Here is a 376-nt window from a genome sequence, read left to right as displayed (position 1 = left end):
CGCTGGAATACGCGCAGGTGCGCGGCCCGCTGTCGTGGCAGGGCGAGTTCAGCGGCGCCACCTTCGATGACGGCGCCCAGCGCGGCGACGTGATGGCTGCCTACGGCATGCTCAGCTGGTTCGTCACCGGCGAAAGCCGCGCCTACGACCGCAAGACCGGCCGCTTCGCGCGGGTGAAGGACATCCGCCACAAGGCCGGGGCCTTCGAAGTGGCGCTGCGCTACGACCAGATGTGGGGCGCACAGCACCTCGACGGCGCGCCGGACCTGCGCCGTGGCAGCACTGAGGCGTGGACGCTGGGTGGCAACTGGTACCTGCGCGACAACCTGCGCTTCATGCTCAACGTGATCGAAAGCCGCAACCGCGACCGCCTGGC

The 376-nt window shown here is 69.7% G+C and carries 1 protein-coding gene; it reads left to right on the top strand.

What is annotated here, in order from left to right; all coding sequences use genetic code 11:
• The coding region (locus EN850_RS34170) for a porin (RefSeq protein ID WP_210238027.1) at positions 1 to 376 on the top strand (376 nt) is incomplete at both ends.

It is taken from the genome of Mesorhizobium sp. M8A.F.Ca.ET.207.01.1.1 (assembly GCF_004794715.1).
Lineage (GTDB): Bacteria > Pseudomonadota > Alphaproteobacteria > Rhizobiales > Rhizobiaceae > Mesorhizobium.
Note: the sequence above shows the minus strand (reverse complement) of the source record. Positions and strands in the feature narration are given on the sequence as shown.